Origin of the sequence: Streptomyces decoyicus, from assembly GCF_019880305.1 — a bacterium.
GTDB classification, from domain to species: Bacteria; Actinomycetota; Actinomycetes; order Streptomycetales; family Streptomycetaceae; genus Streptomyces; species Streptomyces decoyicus.
Window position 1 is genome coordinate 5,210,527 of record NZ_CP082301.1, and the last position, 18,205, is coordinate 5,228,731.

General features: G+C 70.6%; 17 protein-coding genes. 11 read left to right on the forward strand and 6 right to left on the reverse strand.

Annotated elements, in window-relative coordinates; all coding sequences use genetic code 11:
* Window positions 1–330 precede the first annotated feature (330 nt).
* From trpS to K7C20_RS23050, 3 genes are all read left to right on the forward strand, one after another.
* Window positions 331–1,344, forward strand: coding sequence for a tryptophan--tRNA ligase (gene trpS / locus K7C20_RS23040; RefSeq protein WP_030088477.1), 1,014 nt, complete (start codon window positions 331–333; stop codon window positions 1,342–1,344).
* Window positions 1,345–1,547: 203 nt separating this feature from the next.
* Entirely contained in the window at window positions 1,548–2,132 is a 585-nt protein-coding gene (locus K7C20_RS23045; protein WP_030088478.1) for a 2'-5' RNA ligase family protein, read from the forward strand.
* Between the two features lie 318 nt (window positions 2,133–2,450).
* Window positions 2,451–3,434 carry a YihY/virulence factor BrkB family protein gene (locus K7C20_RS23050; protein ID WP_048830309.1) on the forward strand — a complete coding sequence of 328 codons (984 nt, stop codon included), beginning with the start codon at window positions 2,451–2,453 and terminating at the stop codon, window positions 3,432–3,434.
* Window positions 3,435–3,628: 194 nt separating this feature from the next.
* Here the strand turns inward: K7C20_RS23050 and K7C20_RS23055 are convergent, their stop codons facing one another.
* The gene (locus tag K7C20_RS23055; RefSeq protein ID WP_030088480.1) at window positions 3,629–5,053 is read right to left on the reverse strand and encodes a D-alanyl-D-alanine carboxypeptidase family protein; all 1,425 of its coding nucleotides are present in this window, start codon (window positions 5,051–5,053) and stop codon (window positions 3,629–3,631) included.
* Window positions 5,054–5,063: 10 nt separating this feature from the next.
* Between K7C20_RS23055 and K7C20_RS23060 the strand changes: the two genes are divergently transcribed.
* The 7 genes from K7C20_RS23060 (at window position 5,064) to K7C20_RS23090 (ending at window position 11,691) form a co-directional block, all read left to right on the forward strand.
* Complete coding sequence (locus K7C20_RS23060) at window positions 5,064–5,354, forward strand: SCO4848 family membrane protein (RefSeq protein WP_030088482.1); 291 nt, start codon at window positions 5,064–5,066, stop codon at window positions 5,352–5,354.
* Between the two features lie 22 nt (window positions 5,355–5,376).
* Window positions 5,377–6,663, forward strand: coding sequence for a metallophosphoesterase (locus K7C20_RS23065; RefSeq protein ID WP_222892653.1), 1,287 nt, complete (start codon window positions 5,377–5,379; stop codon window positions 6,661–6,663).
* 216 nt (window positions 6,664–6,879) lie between these two features.
* Window positions 6,880–7,191, forward strand: coding sequence for a hypothetical protein (locus K7C20_RS23070; protein WP_030086972.1), 312 nt, complete (start codon window positions 6,880–6,882; stop codon window positions 7,189–7,191).
* A gap of 56 nt (window positions 7,192–7,247) precedes the next feature.
* Window positions 7,248–8,672 carry a hypothetical protein gene (locus tag K7C20_RS23075; protein ID WP_030086973.1) on the forward strand — a complete coding sequence of 475 codons (1,425 nt, stop codon included), beginning with the start codon at window positions 7,248–7,250 and terminating at the stop codon, window positions 8,670–8,672.
* A 115-nt stretch (window positions 8,673–8,787) separates the two neighbouring features.
* Window positions 8,788–9,981, forward strand: a complete 1,194-nt coding sequence (locus tag K7C20_RS23080) for a S8 family serine peptidase (protein WP_053209453.1) — start codon at window positions 8,788–8,790, stop codon at window positions 9,979–9,981.
* Between the two features lie 80 nt (window positions 9,982–10,061).
* A complete protein-coding gene (locus K7C20_RS23085; protein ID WP_030086979.1) occupies window positions 10,062–10,568 on the forward strand; it encodes an FBP domain-containing protein in 507 nt (168 codons plus the stop codon).
* Window positions 10,569–10,875: 307 nt separating this feature from the next.
* Window positions 10,876–11,691 carry a hypothetical protein gene (locus K7C20_RS23090; protein ID WP_245171317.1) on the forward strand — a complete coding sequence of 272 codons (816 nt, stop codon included), beginning with the start codon at window positions 10,876–10,878 and terminating at the stop codon, window positions 11,689–11,691.
* 50 nt (window positions 11,692–11,741) lie between these two features.
* Here the strand turns inward: K7C20_RS23090 and K7C20_RS23095 are convergent, their stop codons facing one another.
* From K7C20_RS23095 to K7C20_RS23115, 5 genes are all read right to left on the reverse strand, one after another.
* A complete protein-coding gene (locus tag K7C20_RS23095; RefSeq protein WP_053209451.1) occupies window positions 11,742–12,515 on the reverse strand; it encodes a succinate dehydrogenase iron-sulfur subunit in 774 nt (257 codons plus the stop codon).
* Entirely contained in the window at window positions 12,515–14,269 is a 1,755-nt protein-coding gene (sdhA, locus tag K7C20_RS23100) for a succinate dehydrogenase flavoprotein subunit (protein ID WP_030086985.1), read from the reverse strand. The genes K7C20_RS23095 and sdhA overlap by 1 nt, the downstream gene beginning before the upstream one ends.
* Window positions 14,270–14,289: 20 nt before the next feature.
* The gene (locus tag K7C20_RS23105; RefSeq protein WP_030086987.1) at window positions 14,290–14,778 is read right to left on the reverse strand and encodes a succinate dehydrogenase hydrophobic membrane anchor subunit; all 489 of its coding nucleotides are present in this window, start codon (window positions 14,776–14,778) and stop codon (window positions 14,290–14,292) included.
* A gap of 6 nt (window positions 14,779–14,784) precedes the next feature.
* Window positions 14,785–15,165: a succinate dehydrogenase, cytochrome b556 subunit gene (gene sdhC, locus K7C20_RS23110; protein WP_030086989.1), complete on the reverse strand. Its 381-nt coding sequence runs from the start codon at window positions 15,163–15,165 to the stop codon at window positions 14,785–14,787.
* 210 nt (window positions 15,166–15,375) lie between these two features.
* Window positions 15,376–16,107, reverse strand: a complete 732-nt coding sequence (locus K7C20_RS23115) for a 2-oxo-4-hydroxy-4-carboxy-5-ureidoimidazoline decarboxylase (protein WP_400843108.1) — start codon at window positions 16,105–16,107, stop codon at window positions 15,376–15,378.
* 195 nt (window positions 16,108–16,302) lie between these two features.
* Here K7C20_RS23115 and K7C20_RS23120 point away from each other — a divergent pair, with 195 nt between their 5' ends.
* Window positions 16,303–18,015 (forward strand): beta-N-acetylhexosaminidase, encoded by a 1,713-nt coding sequence (locus K7C20_RS23120; protein ID WP_078953281.1) that lies wholly within the window; start codon window positions 16,303–16,305, stop codon window positions 18,013–18,015.
* The last annotated feature ends 190 nt before the right edge of the window (window positions 18,016–18,205 follow it).

Here is an 18,205-nt window from a genome sequence, read left to right on the forward strand (position 1 = left end):
CACAGATCGGGGCAAAAATCCGGTGCGGTGCACGGGCCCCTGAGCGCGCGGACCACGCCCGCGGGGCCGCCCGCACGGCCGGTGCGCGCTCCGTACGCCCCCGCCGCCTGGTCCGCACGGAGCCACTGGGGCCCACGATTCCAGCTCCCGGCCGCCCCGAACAGGCCGCCGCCGGGCCCCGGGCTCCGTCCGTACCCGCGCCGAACAGGCCGCCGCCGGGCCCGGTGCTCCGTCCGTACCCGCGCACCACGCGCCGCCGGAACGGGGCCCCTTCCCCGTCTTCCGCCACCGTGCGCCGCCGCCCCTTGAGGACCTGAGACAATCGATGGCATGGCTCTCGAACGTCCGCGTGTGCTCTCCGGCATTCAGCCCACCGCCGGCTCCTTCCACCTCGGCAATTACCTCGGTGCGGTGCGCCAGTGGGTGGCCCTCCAGGAGTCCCACGACGCCTTCTACATGGTGGTCGACCTCCATGCGATCACCGTGCCGCAGGACCCGGCGGAGCTGCGCAACAATACCCGGATCGCGGCCGCCCAGCTGCTGGCCGCCGGCCTCGACCCGGAGCGCTGCACGCTCTTCGTCCAGAGCCATGTGCCCGAGCACGCCCAGCTCGGCTGGGTCATGAACTGCCTCACCGGCTTCGGCGAGGCGTCCCGGATGACCCAGTTCAAGGACAAGTCCGCCAAGCAGGGCGCCGACCGCACCTCCGTCGGCCTGTTCACGTACCCGATCCTCCAGATCGCCGACATCCTGCTCTACCAGGCCCACCAGGTCCCGGTCGGCGAGGACCAGCGCCAGCACATCGAGCTGACCCGCGACCTCGCCGAGCGCTTCAACGGCCGCTACGGCGAGACGTTCACGATGCCGGCGCCGTACATCCTCAAGGAGACGGCCAAGATCTACGACCTCCAGGACCCGTCGGCCAAGATGAGCAAGTCGGCCGCCAGCGCCAAGGGCCTGATCAACCTCCTCGACGAGCCGAAGGTCTCCGCGAAGAAGGTCAAGAGCGCGGTCACGGACACCGACACCGTGATCCGCTACGACGCCGAGAACAAGCCCGGCGTCTCCAACCTCCTCACCATCTACTCCACCCTCACCGGCACCACGATCGCGGAGCTGGAGCAGAAGTACGAGGGCAAGATGTACGGCGCTCTCAAGACGGATCTCGCCGAGGTGATGGTCGATTTCGTCACACCGTTCCGGGACCGTACGCAGGAATATCTGGACGACCCCGAGACGCTGGACTCGATCCTGGCCAAGGGGGCGGAGAAGGCCCGTGCGGTGGCGGCGGAGACCCTCGCCACCACCTATGACCGGCTCGGATTGCTGCCGGCCAAGCACTGAGGGACCGTCCGCGCACGGTCGGGAGCGCCCGCCCGGCGGTCCGGTACCGGCCGCGCGGACCGCACAGAGCAAGGGCCCCCGCCCGTTGGGGGCCCCTCTCTCTGCTCACAAGAGGACCGAGGACGCTCCCCGCGAAGGGCGCGTACCCGGCACACTAAGAGGGTGCGCAAGCGCGCCGCACACGCGTCAGGAGGGAGAACACAGTGGGGACCGTAACGCTGGGCGTTTCGATCGCGGTCCCGGAGCCATACGGAAGCTTCCTCCAGAGGAAGCGCGAGGGCTTCGGGGATCCCGCCGCACCCGGCATCCCCACACACATCACCCTCCTCCCGCCGACGCAGGTCGGTGCCGACGCGCTGCCCGCCATCGAGCGCCACCTCGCCGAGGTCGCGGCCGGCTGCCGCCCCTTCCCGCTGCGCCTGGAAGGCACCGGGACCTTCCGGCCGCTCTCCCCGGTGGTCTTCGTCAAGGTCGCCGAGGGCGTGGCGGGCTGCACCGCGCTCCAGGCCCGGATCCGCGCCGCCTCCGGCCCCTGCGCACGCGAGCTCCAGTTCCCGTACCACCCGCATGTGACCGTCGCCCACGGCATCGACGAAGAGGCCATGGACCGCGCCCAGAACGGGCTCAGGGACTTCTGCGCGACGTGGACGATCGGCGGCTTCGCGCTCTACGAGCAGGGCCAGGACGAGGTGTGGCGCCTGGAGCGGGAGTACCCCTTCGGGCCGCAGTCGGCCGGCGTCCCGCGCCAGGCCGCCGATCTTTCCCGGCCGTCGGCACCTTCCTGCTGACCGCCGCTGCCCGCCCGCGGCGCGGCAGGCGCGGCGCCCGATAGCCGGCCACCGGGATACCGCCCGCGGCAGCTGCCGGAACACCGTCCGCGGCGGCTCCGGGAACCGTCCGCGGCAGCTTCCGGGGCGCCCCCCTCCCGGCACAGGCCCCCCTCACCCCGCCGCGACGCCTGACCCCGCCGCGCGCCCGCCATGATCCGGACGACGCGCCCCGGCGTTCCGGACCGGCCGGAGCGGTCGCCGTAACATCCTGCACAGGCCGGCGGGCACAAGGGACGCGAGGCGAACGAACGCCGCGGACCGTACGAGGGGAACGCCATGGACTGGTTGTGCAAACTGCCGGTGATCGGACCGGCCGTCAGCCGGCTGATGACCACTCACCTCTGGCGCGCCTACGAGCGGATGCTACGGGTGCACTGGACCAGGCTCGCCGCCGCGATCACCTTCACCAGCTTCGTCGCGCTCTTCCCGCTGCTCACCGTCGCCGCGGCGATCGGCGCCGCGCTGCTCAGCGACGGCCAGCTGCACAAGCTGGAAGGCAAGATCGCCGAGCAGCTCCCCGGCATCTCGGCACAGCTGCACATCTCCGCACTCGTCGACAACGCCACCACCATCGGCCTGGTCGCCGGTGGCGCGCTGCTGCTCACCGGCATCGGCTGGGTCGAGTCGCTGCGGGACTGCCTGCGCGCCGTGTGGGAGAAGGACAACGAGCGGACCAACTTCTTCCTCGGCAAGCTCCGGGACGGCGTCCTGCTCCTCGGCGTCGGCGGTGTCGCCGTGCTCTCCCTCGCCTGCTCGACCTTCGCGTCCGCCGCGGTGGGCAAGGTGGCCGAGGCGACCGGACTGCCGGAGGGCGGCATCGGCAGCGTCCTGCTCTCCGTCGCCGGCTTCGTGATCGCCGTCCTCGCGGACTTCCTGCTGCTCGCCTACATACTGACCAGGCTCCCCGGTGTCCATCCGCCGCGCCGCGCCGTCGTGGTCGCCGGCCTTCTCGGCGCGATCGGCTTCGAACTGCTGAAGCTGCTGCTCAGCGGCTATCTCCAGGGCGTCGCCTCCCGGAGCATGTACGGCGCCTTCGGCACCCCGATCGCGCTGCTGCTGTGGATCAACTTCACCGCGAAGCTGCTGGTGTACTGCGCTTCCTGGACGGCCACGGAGGGGGAGGAACGCGGGGAGGACGAGGAGCTCAAGGTGCCGGACGGGCCTGAGCCGACGGAGCGGACGGAGGGGCGCGAGGTGCCCGACGGGCCGGAGGAACCGGAGCGCCCTGAGGGACAGGAGCGGCCGCCCCGGGCGGCGTGACGTCGGCCGCCCTCGGCTGCCCCCGGCCGCGCGCGTCGCGGCCACCGCCCCGCCCGGCCTCCGCCGGCCCAGCCCGCCTCAGCCCAGCCCAGCCCAGCTAGTCCCAGCCCAGCCCAGCCGTCTCAGCTCGGCTCAGCCCCGTATCAACTCCGCTTCGCCCCGGGCCACTTCCGGCCACTTCCGGCCACTTCCGGTCACTTCCGGGGCCCGCGGCCCCGCAGCAGCTCCGGCAGCGGCCGGCGCCGGTGCACGGCGAACGCCACGACGGCCAGCACCGCCAGCACACCACTGGTGACGCCCAGCGCGGTCCAGACGCCGCCCGCGCTGCCGGTGCCGTTCAGCGCGGCCTGGGTGCTCTCGTGCGAGCCCTTGCCCTTGTCCTTGGCTCCCACGGCGCCCATGCCGTCGTCCTCGCTCCTGGGGCCGACGAGCCGGCCGACCGGCTCCACCTTGTCGGCGGCCGCGAAGCCCCAGTCGAACAGCTGGGCGGCCTCCCGGTAGGCCTCGTTGTGCTCCTTCTTCTCCGGGTTCATGACCGTGACGAGGAGCTTGCGGTCGCCGCGGTGGGCGAAGCCGGTGAAGGTCGACCCCGCGTTGGTGGTGGAGCCGTTCTTCACCCCCGCGATCCCCGGGTACGGCTTCATGTCGTAATCGCCGCTCAGCAGCCGGTTGGTGTTCTGGATGCCGAACGTCGCCCGCTTGCCGTCCTTGCCCTTGTCGCCGGGGAACTGCGCACTGGCCGTCGAGCAGTACTCGCGGAAGTCCGGGTTCTGGAGCCCGGAGCGGGCGAACAGGCTCAGGTCGTACGCGCTGGAGACCTGGCCCGGCGCGTCATAGCCGTCCGGGGTCACCACATGGGTGTCGTGGGCGTTGAGGTCCTTGGCGTGCTGCTGCATCTGCGTGACGGTGGCCTTCGTCCCGCCGTTCATCGCCGACAGGGTGTGCACCGCGTCGTTGCCGGACCGCAGGAAGACACCCAGCCACAGGTCGTGGACCGTATAGCTCAGGTTCTCCTTTATCCCGACGAGACTGCTGCCGACGCCCATCCCCGCCAGGTCGGCGGGCCTGACCGTGTGCTTCTCGTTCTTGGGGAACTTCGGCAGCACCGTGTCGGCGAACAGCATCTTCAGCGTGCTGGCCGGCGCGAGCCGCCAGTGCGGGTTCTTGGCGGCCAGCACCTTGCCGGACTCGGCGTCGGACACGATCCACGAACGGGCCGTCAGTGTGTCCGGACCCGGCAGCTTCGGGGCGCCGGGCCCCGGCGCCACCTGGACGCCGGGCGTGCCCAGCCGGTCCCCGCCGATCTGCGACATCTTCGCCGGCGGCGCGGGAGTCTTGGGGTCGGCGTGCGCGGTGCCGGCCAGCAGCGGGGAGGCGAGCAGTCCGGAGGCGGCCAGCGCGGCGGCGGTGCGCAGGGGGAAGCCGTTGCGCGCCGCGCGCCCGGCACTGCCGGGTGCGGCCGAGGCGGCCGATGCGGTCGAGGCGGTCGGATCGGTAGGAGCCGTGGAAGCGCGGAAGGTCGTCGGCACGTCGGTGAACGTACCCGCCTTTGCCCGGGACGCCGACAGCACCCCACGGAAGAGTGCCCCTCCCGCCCGCCGGATGGAGCCGCTGCCCATACTGGACCTTATGAAGCTCTCTCGCCCCGTGTCATGGTTCCTGCTCGCCTTCGGGGTGTGGAGCTGGTTCATCTGGATCACTTTCGTCAAAAACCTCTGGAAGGACGGGAGCGGTCTCGCCTTCGACGCTGCGGGTGACCCGACCGCCTACTTCTGGGTCCATCTGCTGCTCGCGGTGGCTTCCTTTCTCTTGGGGACGGCGATTGGCGTGATCGGGTTCCGCGGCGTACGGGCCCTGCGCCGCGAGGCCGCACAGGGCAAGCCCGACCAGCCCACCACCCCCTCCTCGTCCGCTTCCTGAACCACGGCCACGGGGAGACGCCGTGATCTTCGCCCTGATCGTGGTCCCGGTCCTCGGACTGTTCGTGGGCGTGCACCGCTATCTGTGGTGCCGGCTCGTCCGTGACCCCACCACGCCGGGCAGCCGGCTCCGCCGTACGGGCACCGCCGCCGCCTTCGTCCTCCCCCTGACCAGCCTCGCCGCCCTGCCGGCCGAACGCGCCGGCGCGCCCTTCCCCCTCCAGCAGGCACTGGCCTGGCCCGGCTATCTCTGGCTGGCCCTGGTGCTCTATCTCACACTGGCGCTGCTGGTGGGGGAGGTGGTCCGGGCGGTGGCGCTACGGGCGCTCCACGACTGCGAGCCGGACGAAGAGGCCCCCTCGGCCCCCGCCCCGGCCCCCGCACCGTCCCCCGGCACGGCCCCCGATCCGCCCCGCGCCCCGTCCCCCTCCTCGGCCCCCACCCTCCTCCCGCCCCGCACCCCCGCGCTGCCGCCGCTCGCCGTCCCGCCCCGCCGCCTCTTCCTCGCCCGCGCGGTCGCCGCCGGCGCCTCCCTCGCCGCCACGGCCGCCGTCGGCTACGGCACCGCGACCACCCTCCGCGGACCGGCGGTGAAGCGCGTCACCGTCCCCCTGGCCACACTGCCGCGCGCCGCCCACGGCTTCCGGATCGCCGTCGTCAGCGATATCCACCTGGGCCCGACCCTCGGCCGCGCGCACACCCGACGGGTCGTCGAGACCATCAACCGCACCGGCCCCGACCTGGTGGCCATCGTCGGCGACCTGGTCGACGGCAGCGTCGCCGACCTCGCACCGGCCGCCGAACCGCTGCGGGGGCTGCGTTCCCGGCACGGCGCGTACTTCGTCACCGGCAACCACGAGTACTACTCGGGCGCCGCCCCCTGGGTCGACCACATAAGGGAGTTGGGCATCCACCCGCTGGAGAACGCCCGTACCGAACTCCCCGGCTTCGACCTCGCCGGCGTCAACGACGTCACGGGCCAGGCCGAACACGCGGGCCCGGACTACGACCTGGCCCTGGGCGGCCGGGACCCGTCCCGTGCCGTCGTCCTGATGGCCCACCAGCCGGTCACCATCCACGACACCGTGCGGTTCGGCGTGGACCTCCAGCTCTCCGGCCACACCCACGGTGGCCAGATGTGGCCCTTCACCTACGTCGCCGCCGCCACCAACCCCACCGTCGCGGGCCTGGAGCGCTACGGCGACACCCAGCTCTACGTCACCCGCGGCGCGGGCGCCTGGGGGCCGCCGGTACGGCTGGGGGCGCCGCCGGACGTGACGGTGGTCGAACTGGCCTCGCTGCGGGCTTGATCGGTAATTCGGAGGGATTGCGCCGCGTAGATAACAACCCCCCTACAAAGTGCGGAGCCATCCTGCGCCAAATCGGACAGATCATGACTTTCGATCTTGCACCGGCAGGCCTCAACTCCCTAGAATTTATTGACTTTACGGAGTCCTTACCGTCCCGGCTTCACGCGGCGGCGCGAGGGGGACGAACGGGGTGCATGGAAACGGGGAGAGCAGGACATGAGCGAGCGGTTCAAGGTCGATCTCGACGAACTGGACAGCGTCGTACGCCAGCTCAGGCATCTTCGGGCGGATATGGATGAACCCAGCCAGAAGGTGAAATACAGCACGACGATTCCGAAGTCGGCTTTCGGGAGCAATTTCCTCGAGGCGACCGATCTGGCCGGAGCCCATGACGACATGCAGACGTATATGTCGGATGTCATCAACGCGCTCCACGACCTCATCCACAAGTTCGGTGAGAAGACGGAAGCCAGCCGGGGCGCGTACGAGGACCAGGAGCACGCCACCAAGAACTCGATGAATGGCTGAGCGAGCCATGGTGACGTACATGCGAGTGCGGGCGAGGGACACGAAGGGGGGCCTGCATGGTTGACGCCAAGCAGGAATACGACAACGCCAAGACGATGGAGCGGCAGCAGCAGGCAGCGGAGCGGGATGAGCGGCTCAAGTCGTTCACGGGGCACCGCCCTGTCCCCGCCTCTCCTTCGGACTTCCATCACCACGGCCTCGATGACCTCCGGGCGATGATCGAGAATGCCCATCCCGAGGGGATAGAGACATCCGGTCACCACTGGCGTGCCTCTGCCGACCGGCTCGCGGGCGAGGACGGCCGCGGCGGCATACGTAAGTCCTTCATGGACGCCGTGGACCACGCGACGGCGCACTGGGAGGGTTCGGCCGCCGCGGCGTTCCGCAGGGAGGCCGTCAAGGTTCTGGACAAGATCGACAGGACGTACGGGCACGCCCGGGTCGTCGAACGGGTGCTGATCGGCAGCCGCGCATCGGGCCCGGAGGCCGGCGTCGCCCACAGTCTTCGCGAGGCCAAGAAGACCATGTCGAAGATCAAGAACCCGGGCGTCGTGGACCGGGCGACGGACGAGAGCGGCGACGACAGCCAGTTCAAGCGGGACATGGCGAACCCGAAGATGGACGCCCGTATGGCGCTGGAGCTCAACCGCGACAGTCTGTCCCTGACCAAGGAGCGCCAGGTCGAGGCGGTCATCGTGATGGACGAACTGGCCCACCACTACGACGGCCAGGCCAAGGTCCTCAAGGAGGGCGTCGACCCCGGCGGGCCCAGCGGTGACTGGCCCAAGCATCCGTCCACCAGCCCGTCGCCGCCCCCGGTGAACATGCCTGACGTCGGCGGCACCCACCCGAACCTGTCGTCGACGACGCCGAACTCGCCCAACGGCGCGGGTGGCCACGCCGTCCCGCCGGGCTTCGACGGCCCCAAGGTCTCCCGGCCCGAACTGCCGGTGACCACCGGACTCGACAGCGTGCAGGGCGGCACCCTCGCCCCGCCGACGGGTGGCGGCGCCATCAACGGCGGGATGCCGGGCGGCAGTCACGGGGTGTCCGGCGGCACGGGCGGCTTCCCCGGCGGAGCGATCCCGGTCGGTGTCATCGGTATGCCGGGCGGCATGCGTTCCGGCGGGGCCCGGGGCGGCGCCGGCGGTATGCGCGGTGGCGGTATGCCGGGCGCCGGGGCCGGCGCCGGTGGCAAGGCGGGCGCCGCGGGCGCGGCCGGCCGCGGCGGCCCGCAGGCACGTACCCGCGGCGGGATGGCCGGCAAGCCGGGCGGCCCGGCGGGTGGCGCCAAGCAGGGCGGCGCCGGACTGCACCGCAGCCGCGGCGGCAACCAGGCAGGCATGGCGGGCGCGGCCGGCGCCAAGGGCAAGGGCCAGGGGGAGAAGGAGCGCACCACCGGGCAGCGTCCCGACTACCTCGTCGAGGACGAGGAGACCTGGACCCCGCAACGTAATGTGGCCCCTCGCGTCATCGAGTGAGCCGGCGATAACGTCGCCTGCGGCCAATTGAGGCATGGCCCCGCACCCGGGTGTGCGGGGCTTTTCCTCAGGCGGAACAATGCCGCCCGGACAGCACAGCAAGAAGGAGCGAAGGATGAGGGTCACCCGAACACTGCGCGTGACGGTGGGTGCCGCGCTGACCGGAGCGCTGCTGCTGGCCGCGGGCGGGACCGCCTCCGCAGATCAAGTACGCAAGGATCTGTGGCCGTTGGAGGCATTCGGGGCCCAGCAGCTCTGGAAGGAAGCCACCGGTAAGGGCGTCACGGTCGCCGTACTCGACAGCGGATTCCGCAAGACGCACCAAGATCTGACCGGACAGTTCGCCGGTGGCGCGAATTTCGCGAATACGTCGGCAGGTGATGGTTCCGGCGATCTCGCCCCGCACGAGGACATCCGTGACCACGGCACCGCAATGGCCGCGATCATTGCCGGCCACGGACACGGGCCCGGCGGCTCCGAGGGCGTCAAGGGACTGGCGCCGGACGCCAAGATCATGCCGGTGCCGCAGTACAAGAACGGTGCGGCGGCGACGCGTTACGCGGTGGACCACGGCGCCGACGTCATCAACATGTCGTACACCGAATCCACCCCCTCCGCCGACACCTGCCCCGCCATCCACTACGCGGTGGAAAAGGGCGTGGTCGTGGTGGCGGGCGTCGGGAACGAAGGCCTCCCCAAGAAGAACTTCCCGGCCGCCTGCCCCGGCGCGATCGGTGTCGGATCGGTCGACCAGTACGGCGAGGCCGACGACGGCAACAACTCCAACTCCACCCTCGACCTGCTCGCCCCCGGCGTGAAGATCCCCGTCGCCATGGGCAAGAGCGACTCGGACTACCGCACCGCGGACGGCAGCTCGGCCGCCACCGCCTATGTCTCCGCGGCGGCCGCCCTCCTCAAGCAGAAGTTCCCGGACCTCACCCCCGGCCAGATCGCCAACCGCCTGGTGAAGACCGCCGGCCTGGCCCAGCCCGAGAAGGACAAGCACCTCAAGCTCCCGGACGCCCACTACGGCTACGGCTACATCCAGCCCGGCCCCGCCCTCCGACGCGACATCGCGGCGGGCCCGGCGCAGGGCCCCCTGCCGATGCCCGAGGGCAAGGCGCCGCAGAAGACCGTGCTCCCCGGAGCCGACAAGGGATCCGACCCCAACCCGCCCATGGGCGGCAAGGACGCGATCATGCTCTACGGCGGCATCGGGCTCGGCGTAGTCCTCGTCGCCGGCATCATCATCGGCATCGTGGTCGCCGTCCGCCGCCGCAACAACCCCGGTAACCAGGCCTGGGGCTGAGCCGGGACAGCGGTCCCGCGCCCTCCGGCAGGGGAAAAATCAGAAGACGCGGCCCCGGTGCGCTGTTAACTTCCCAGGCCATGGACCCCGTAGGTGAAAAAGCGATACGTGCCTCCTTCGTCAATTGCTCGAAGGGCGAGGCGAGCAGAGCCCATCTGCCCGTGGGGCTGGCGGAACTGCCGTGGGGAGACCTGGATTTCCTGGGATGGCGTGATCCGGGGGCGCCGGACCGCAGCTATCTGGTCGCGCCCCGGGGCGACGGGCTCATCGGCGTGACCCTGCGGGTCCCGCAGGGTGTGCGACGGAGTTTCACGAAGACGACGGTGTGTTCGGTCTGTGTGACCGGGCACCCGGGTTCCGGTGTCAGCCTGCTCGCCGCACGCCGCGCCGGTCCCTCGGGACGGCAGGGGAACACCGTCGGGACGTATCTGTGCGCCGACCTCGCCTGCTCCCTCTACGTCCGGGGACGTAAGCAGTCCCAGCTCGCCGGGCGGCACGAGGAGACGCTGCCGCTGGAGGAGCGGATCGCTCGCACCGTGCGGAATCTGGATGTCTTCCTGGACAAGGTGCTTGAGGGCGAGCGCTAGAGACCGCCGCGCGTCGGCAGACCGTCGGGCGGCAGCAGACCGGAGGGGAGCGGGAGGGGGAGCGGAGGCATCCGCTCCCCCTCCCGCCTTTCCCGCCCCTCCTGCCCGAAGGTGCAGGTCATGCGGGAGTGCGGGGCGGGGCGTGGCGCCGGCGGGAGGGGCCGCGCGGTCGGCCCGACGGAGGCGGGGGAGTCCGCGGCAAGGAGGGCGGGATGCTACCCGCCGGTTCCGCTTGCCACCACCTGCCCGTCGGACAGATCCTCGTGTCCACGCCGTGAGGGGAGCGGCGCAGAAGCAGGGGGACGACGTGCTACGAGTGCACTTCACCGCGCAGGATCTGGCGCGTACGCGAGTGGCCGACGGGGCCGACCCGCTCTGGGAGACGGTGCTGAGCCTGCACAGCCTGCGGGAGAACCGGACCGATCCGGCGCTGGCGGCCTGGCGGCAGCACGCCGTGCGGCACGGGACGGGGCCGCTGCGGACGCTGTTCGCGCTGGTCCCGCCCTTCGGGTACTTCCCGGACTTCCTCACGCCGTCCGCGTCCCAGTACGGGATCGAGTCCGGTCTGGAGGCCGTGATGAGCACCCCGCGGCAGCGGCTGCGGACCGAGCTGACGCGGCTGTCGGGGCACCGGGCGCTGCCGGGATGGGCGCGCGGCATCGGCGAGGGGGAGCCGGCAGCACTGCGGCAGCTCGCGCGCAGCCTGCGGACGTACCACCACCTGGCGGTGGCGCCGGCCTGGCCGCGGATCGCCCAACGGGTCGGTGCGGACCGGGAGTTGCGCAAGCATGCGCAGGGGCAGTCCGGGGTGGAGGCGATGCTGCGGACGTTCGGGGGGCCGATGCGCTGGCGGCCGCCGGTGCTGGAGGTCGACTATCCGGTGGAGCGGGAGCTGCACCTCCAGGGGCGGGGTCTGGTCTTCGTCCCCTCGTACTTCTGCTGCGACCATCCGCTGGCGCTGGTGGACGAAGCACTACCGCCGGTGCTCGTGTACGCGGCGCGGGAGACGGAAGGCGCCCATGCCGAAGGGCCCCGCCTCCGGGATTTCGGAGGCGAGGCCCTGCGGGACGTGCCGGGTCTGCTCGGCGGCCGGGCCGGAACCCGGGCCGCCGCCAGGCGCTAGCCCTAGGGCGTCTCCCCTGGGGGAGCCCCTCGGCGCGCGCCTGCGGTCGGTCAGAAGCGCCGGGTGATCAGCGCCCGCTTGACTTCCTGGATGGCCTTGGTGACCTCGATACCGCGCGGGCAGGCGTCCGTGCAGTTGAAGGTCGTCCGGCAGCGCCAGACGCCGTCCTTGTCGTTGAGGATCTCGAGCCGCTGCTCGCCGCCCTCGTCGCGCGAGTCGAAGATGAAGCGGTGCGCGTTGACGATCGCCGCCGGGCCGAAGTACTGGCCGTCGTTCCAGAACACCGGGCACGAGGACGTGCAGGCGGCGCACAGGATGCACTTGGTGGTGTCGTCGAAGCGCTCGCGGTCCTCGGCGGACTGGCGCCGCTCACGGGTCGGCTCGTTGCCGGTCGTGATCAGGAACGGCATCACATCGCGGTACGCCTGGAAGAAGGGCTCCATGTCGACGACAAGGTCCTTCAGCACGGTCAGGCCCTTGATGGCCTCGACCGTGATCGGCTTCTCCGGGTTTATGTCCTTGATCAGCGTCTTGCAGGCGAGGCGGTTGCGGCCGTTGATGCGCATGGCGTCCGAGCCGCAGATGCCGTGGGCGCAGGAACGGCGGAAGGTCAGCGACCCGTCCAGCTCCCACTTGATCTTGTGGAGGGCGTCCAGGACGCGCTCCTTGGGGTCGATCTCCAGCTGGAAGTCCTCCCAGCTTGCGTCCTCCGAGATCTCCGGGTTGAACCGGCGGATCCGGAAGGTGACCGTGATCAGGTGCGAAGCGCCGTCCTCGGCCGCGTCCAGCGCCGCGGAGTGCTTGTCGAGAGTCGGGGTGCTCATCAGTACTTACGCTCCATCGGCTGGTAGCGGGTCTGTACGACCGGCTTGTAGTCGAGGCGGATCGACTCGGTGCCGTCTGCGCCGACCTCGCGGTACGCCATGGTGTGCCGCATGAAGTTGACGTCGTCGCGGTTGGGGAAGTCCTCGCGGTAGTGACCGCCGCGGGACTCCTTGCGGGCCAGCGCGGACACCGCCATGACCTCGGCCAGGTCGAGCAGGTTGCCCAGCTCGACGGCCTCCAGCAGGTCGGTGTTGAACCGCTTGCCCTTGTCCTGGATGGACACGTTCAGGTAGCGCTCGCGCAGCTCGCCGATCTTCTCGACCGCGGACTTGATCGTCTGCTCGGTGCGGAACACCATCACATTGGCGTCCATGCACTCCTGGAGCTCCCTGCGGATCTCGGTGACCCGCTCGCTGCCGGTGGAGTTGCGCAGCCGCTCGACCTGGTCGATGACCTGCTGCGCCGGGTTCTCGGGGAGCTCGACGAAGTCGGCGCCCGCGGAGTACTCGGCGGCGGCGATACCGGCCCGGCGCCCGAAGACATTGATGTCCAGGAGCGAGTTGGTGCCCAGGCGGTTGGCGCCGTGCACGGAGACACAGGCCACCTCACCGGCCGCGTACAGGCCCGGCACGACGGTGGCGTTGTCCGCCAGGACCTCGCCCTCGACGTTCGTCGGGATGCCGCCCATGGCGTAGTGCGCGGTCGGCTGGATCGGGATCGGGTCCGTGTAGGGCTCGATACCGAGGTAGGTACGCGCGAACTCGGTGATGTCCGGGAGCTTGGCGTCCAGCTGCTCCGGCGGCAGGTGCGTCAGGTCCAGGAAGACGTGGTCGCCCTCCGGCCCGCAGCCGCGGCCCTCGCGGATCTCCGTGTAGATGGAGCGCGAGACGACGTCACGGCTCGCGAGGTCCTTCATGACGGGCGCGTACTTCTCCATGAAGCGCTCGCCGTCCTTGTTGCGAAGGATGCCGCCCTCGCCGCGCGCACCCTCGGTCAGGAGGATGCCCATGCGCCAGATGCCCGTCGGGTGGAACTGGAAGAACTCCATGTCCTCCAGCGGCAGCCCACGGCGCCAGGCCGCGGCCTGGCCGTCACCGGTCAGGGTGTGCGCGTTGGAGGTCACCTTGAAGAACTTGCCGGTGCCGCCGGACGCGAAGATGATCGACTTCGCCTGGAAGACGTGGATCTCGCCGGTGGCCAGCTCGTACGCGACGACACCCGCGGACTTCTTGACGCCGTCGACGTCCTGGAGCAGCAGGTCGAGCACGTAGAACTCGTTGAAGAACTCCACGCCCTCCTTGACGCAGTTCTGGTACAGCGTCTGGAGGATCATGTGGCCGGTGCGGTCCGAGGCGTAGCAGGACCGGCGGACCGGGGCCTCACCGTGGTTACGGGAGTGACCGCCGAAGCGGCGCTGGTCGATGGTGCCGTCCGGCGTGCGGTTGAACGGCAGGCCCATCTTCTCGAGGTCGAGGACCGAGTCGATGGCCTCCTTCGCCAGGATCTCGGCGGCGTCCTGGTCGACCAGGTAGTCGCCGCCCTTGATCGTGTCGAAGGTGTGCCACTCCCAGTTGTCCTCCTCGACGTTCGCGAGGGCGGCAGCCATACCGCCCTGGGCGGCGCCGGTGTGGGAGCGGGTCGGGTAGAGCTTCGTCAGGACCGCGGTGCGGCTGCGCTTGGTCGACTCGATGGCCGCACGCATGCCCGCGCCACCGGCGCCGACGATGACGGTGTCGTACTTGTGGATCTTCATGGTTCCAGTCAGCCCCGGCCTTAGGAGATGTTCGGGTCGAAGGTGAAGATCACCAGCGTGCCCAGAAGGACGGTGAACACCGTCGCGGTGTACAGCAGCATCTTCAGCCAGAAGCGGGTGTTGTCCCGCTGCGCGTAGTCGTTGATGACCGTGCGCAGGCCGTTGGCGCCGTGCAGCATGGCGAGCCACAGCATCAGCAGGTCCCAGACCTGCCAGAACGGCGAGGCCCAGCGGCCGGCCACGAACGCGAAGCCGATCTTGGAGACGCCGCCGTCCAGGACGAGCTGGATCAGCAGGTGGCCCAGGACCAGGACGACCAGCACGATGCCGGACAGCCGCATGAACAGCCAGGCCTGGAGCTCGAAGTTGCCCCGGGACGCGCGCCCGGTCTTCTTCGTGCGCTTGCGCGGCGCCTCGATGACCGGGGCCGGGTGGTCCACGTCATAGAGCGAGACGCCGTCGGACGCGCCCGCCGCGGTGGCACCTGCGGAGGTGGTTTCAGCAGACATCTCGCGTCAGCTCCCGAACAGCGTGCGCAGGGTGTGCTGCAGCACGGGGTAGAAGGCACCGGCCATCAGTACGGCCCAGACACCGACGACGGTCCACAGCATCTGCTTCTGGTACTTCGGGCCCTTCGACCAGAAGTCCACGGCGATGACCCGAAGGCCGTTGAGCGCGTGGAAGAGGATGGCGGCCACCAGGCCGTACTCCATCACGTTGACGATCGGCGTCTTGTAAGTCGCAACGACGTTGTCGTACGCCTCGGGGGAGACGCGTACGAGAGCGGTGTCGAGGACGTGTACGAACAGGAAGAAGAAGATGAGGACGCCGGTGACTCGATGAGCCACCCAGGACCACATGCCTTCCCGGCCGCGGTACAGCGTTCCAGCCGGCACGGAAAAACCCTCCGGGAGCGGGGATTGGGGCCAGCCGGCTTCTCTGTCGGTCGGGCCCGGCCGGGTACGGTCCACCGGCCCTGGCCATCGTAGCGACGTGCTGTCGGTTCCTTGCGCCGGGGTCCTTAGGTGTGATCAAACAGGCACCAACGGGCTATCACACAAGGACGAACCGGAAGTACCGGTGATAAGCGGCGATCCGGCGATCCGTTACGGCCCGGAGCTCATCAGCCGCGTCAGCCGGCCGCGGGCCAGCCGGCGGAGTTCCTCCGCGGCGACCGCCCGCTCCTCGTCCGGTTCGTTGCCCAGCCGGGTGCGGATGCCGGACAGCACCTGGTCGAGCAGCTCCTCGTCGCGGTAACCGTCCAGGCAGATGACGAAGACGTGGCGAAAGCGCCGCTCGTACTCGGCATGGGCGGCCCGCAGTGCGGTGTGGGCGGCGAGCGTGCCGGGCCCACGGGCACCGACCAGCGGCTGCGGCGAGAGGGACTCCTCGGCGAGCGCCTCGTCCAGCTCGCCCGGCGTGAGGTCGTAACAGGCCTCGTCGGCGGCGGCGAGCAGCGATTCCGGATCCGGGTACGGGCGGTGCGCGGCCACCCGCTCGGCCCAGCGGCGGCTGCCGCAGCAGCTCAGCAGCAAGGCCAGCGTGTCGTCCCGGGTGAGGGCGTTGAAGCGGCCGAGCCCGATGCCCTCACGACGGGGGTGGGGCAGGGCGCCGCCAAGGGCCCGGGCGGATATGCCGCACCACGGGGGCTGCGGAGGGTGCAGCGTCGTCGGCCGGGCGGCCGGGGTGTCACCGGACAGCGTGGGCTCCTCGGACGGATGCGAATGGGTCGATTCGACGGGTGCGGGACGGGCGGCTGAAGGAAGCTGGGGGGAGCGGACCGGAACCGGGCCGCGTACGAAGCGGCGGCGGGTGGGATGGTGCGTGTCACACGCCACCCCGGTGGCATTCGGCGGCTCCAGGAGAGCCCTGTGGAGGGGGTGACCAATGGAACCGCCACGCTAACGACGCTTGTCGTCCGCTGTCCGAAGGATGCGCGAATTTCACCCGGATGAGAGAGCTTTCGTGCGTTCGGTGGACGACTGGCTCCGCACACCTGGCAATACCTTCGCCCCGAAAGTGAGGATTGCACGATGTCGAATCCGATGCGGCCGCCGCGCGCCCCGCGGCCCTCGGCCTCCCTGCGCCTCCTGGCGAGGCCGGGGCCGCGCACGGGCCCGGCGGCCCGGTCCGCGCTCCCGGCCGCGGCCCTCGCCGGTGCCCTGCTGCTCGCCGGCTGCTCCGGCGCCGCGGACACCGAGCCGCCCGGGAGCACCAGCGCCAAGGTGAACCCCTCGGCCGGCGCCACCCCGACATGGGCGCCGGTGACCGGAACACCGCAGGTCATCCCCGCCGTCCGCGACTTCCGCCGGGCCGAAGGACGCGGCTGGCGCCCGTCCAAGGGGGCCCGGGTGGTCGTACCGGCCGGCGAGCAGAGCAATGTCGCCGACGAGGCCCAGCGGATGGCCAACGACCTCGGCCTCGGCATCGTCTACGGCGACGAGACCGTACGGCCCGGCGACATCGAGGTGAAGCTGACGGGCGACAACAGCGACAACAACGTCCCCGTCCGGAGCGCCGCCGACGAGGCCTACACCCTCACGGCCGAGGGCACCAGGCTGACTCTCACGGCCCCCACCGACGCCGGAATCTTCTACGGCACCCGCACCGTCAAGCAGGCCGTACGCGCCGCCGGCGGACTTCCCGAGGGCACCATCCAGGACCGGCCCGACCGCCCGCAGCGCGGAATGTCGCTGGACAACGCCCGCAAGCCGTTCACCCAGAACTGGATCGAGGCCCGGCTGAGGGAGATCGCCGACCTCAAGCTCAACCAGTTCCAGCTGCACTTCTCCGACGATCAGGGTTTCCGCATCCAGAGCGACACCCACCCCGAGATCGTCTCCACCGACCATCTGACCAAGGCCCAGGTCCGCCAGATCATCGCGCTCGCGCGCACCCTGCACGTCTCCGTCGTCCCGGAGCTGGACTCGCCCGGCCACCTCGGCGCCGTGCTGGACCACTATCCCGCTCTACAGCTGCGCAACGTCCAGGGCCGGGTGATCCCCGGGGCGATCGACATCTCCAACCCCAAGTCCGCCCCGCTGATCGACTCGCTGCTGAAGGAATTCAGCGAGCTGTTCACCAACCCCAAGGGCGCCCCGGCGTACTGGCATCTGGGCGGCGACGAGTACCAGGCGCTGATGTCGTCCTCCCCCGCCACCAAGTACCCGCAGCTCGCGAAGGCCGCGCGGCAGAAGTACGGGTCCGGGGCCACCATCGAGGACCTGACGACCGGCTGGCTCAACGACCGGCAGAAGACCGTGGAGGCCAAGGGCAAGAACCGGGTCGAGGCCTGGAACGACGGATTCTTCGCCGGCGGGGTCGTGACCGCGGACAAGAACCGGATGGTCGACTACTGGACCGGCAAGGAGGCCGGCAAGCGCGACCCCGCGGAATTCCTGCGCGAGGGCCGCAACGTCATGAACTTCAACGACGAGTACCTCTACTACGTGCTCGGCGAGCCCAACCAGTTCGTCTATCCGACCGGCCAGCGGATCTACCAGAGCTGGACCCCGCGGGTGATCCGCGGCACCCAGCCGGTGGCGGTGCCCGCGAGCATGACGGGACCGGACCGCATTCCCGGGGCGCGCTTCGCGATCTGGTGCGACCGGGCCCAGGCGCAGACGGCACCGCAGGTGGCCGCCGGGATCCGGCTGCCGTTGGCGGCGCTGGCGCAGAAGACATGGGACCCGAGGACGCCCGCGCTGTCCTGGACGGAGTTCAAGGCGCTGACCAACCGGGTGTGAGAGGGACCCGGGAGCCGGACCCGGTAAGAAACGGGTGAGAGAACGAGGACGGCCGGGGCCGCCACCCCCCACAGGAGAGGCCCCGGCCGTCGTTCGCGAAGGGCCTGTGACGGCCCCCTACCCGGTACAGCGCCAGACGGCGCGAAAGCGTCACACGGGGTACGGGCAGGCGTACGGCCCGTGCTCTGGA